At 73.5% G+C, this 1,440-nt stretch carries 1 protein-coding gene and 1 pseudogene; both read left to right on the plus strand.

The features are described 5' to 3' along the window. Positions 1-348 (plus strand): annotated as a pseudogene (locus ACYVE9_RS26730) (serine/threonine protein kinase); the annotation flags it as partial. Positions 349-599: 251 nt separating this feature from the next. Then, positions 600-1,440 (plus strand): serine/threonine-protein kinase (locus ACYVE9_RS26735; RefSeq protein ID WP_461030474.1); only part of this gene is annotated, 841 nt, incomplete at its 3' end.

The raw sequence follows: 1,440 nt of genomic DNA on the forward strand, positions 1-1,440 counted from the left end.
CAGCAGCACGGGCAGCGGCAGTCCCCGCAGCAGTACGCCCCCCAGCAGCAGCGGTACGCGCCGCCGCCGCAACAGCAACCCCCGCCGCAGCGCTACGAGCCGCCGCAGCGCCCTGCCCCGCGCCCCCCGCGTGAGCCCCGGGAGCCGAGACGGCGCAGCTCCAACCCGATGCGCATCCCTGGCCTCGGCTGCCTCAAGGGCTGTCTCTTCATGATCCTGATCATGGTGGCCATCGTGGCGCTGATCTGGAACTTCACCCCGGTCCCGGAGTGGGTGGCGGAGGGGCGCAGCTTCTGGCAGACGATGACGGACTGGTTCGCCTCGGTGCGTGAGGCCGTCGGCTACTGACGCTCGCCGGGCCGGGACGCTCCGGCCCGGTGGCGGTAGGTCCGGTGGCGGCTGCGCCGGGGCCGTCACCGGTGTCGTGCGGGCGGGCCTCTCCGAGACCCCGCCCGAAGTGCCGGGAGTGGCCGACCGGGCCCGCGAAGGCGGCCGGTTCGGGTATTTGTCGACTTATCCGGGGGTCTTTCCCGCCCAGAAGTGGTGCTTGTCGTCATCCGGGCCCCCTCGGAGCCTCCGCTCCGCGTAACTTTGTCGTCATGGCACGGAAGATCGGCAGCCGATACACCGCTCACCAGATCCTGGGACGCGGCAGCGCCGGCACAGTCTGGCTGGGGTCGGGTCCGGACGGGCCCGTGGCCCTCAAGCTGCTGCGGGAGGACCTCGCGGCCGACCAGGAACTCGTCGGCCGCTTCGTGCAGGAGCGTGCGGCGCTGGTCAGCCTGGACCATCCACGGGTGGTGGGCGTGCGCGACCTGGTGGTCGACGGCAACGACCTCGCCCTGGTGATGGACCTGGTCCGCGGCACCGACCTGCGCACCCTGCTCGACCGGGAGCGCCGCCTGACCCCGCACACCGCGGTCGCGCTGGCCGCCGACGTGGCCGACGGGCTCGCCGCGGCCCACGCCGCCGGCTACGTGCACCGGGACGTCAAGCCCGAGAACATCCTGCTCGACGAGGACAGCGGGCACGCCCTGCTGACCGACTTCGGGGTCGCCAAGCTCATCGACGAGCCCCGCAGGGGCGGCGGAGGCCGGGTCGTCGGGACCCCGGACTACGTCGCGCCGGAGATCGTCGAAGGGCTGCCGCCGCGGGCCGCCGTCGACATCTACGCGCTGGCGACCGTGCTCTACGAGCTGCTCGCCGGGTTCACCCCGTTCGGCGGCGGCCATCCCGGCGCCGTGCTGCGGCGGCACGTCACCGAGGCCGTCGCGCCGCTGCCCGGCATCCCGGACGAGCTGTGGCGGCTCATCCACCAGTGCCTCGCCAAGGCGCCCGCGTCCCGGCTGCGGGCGGCCGAGCTGGCGAGCAGGCTCCGTGAACTGCAACCCGGCCTCGTCGGCCACCCGGCACTCCAGATCGACGAACCGGAACCCGAGC

The organism is Streptomyces sparsus, assembly GCF_054776295.1.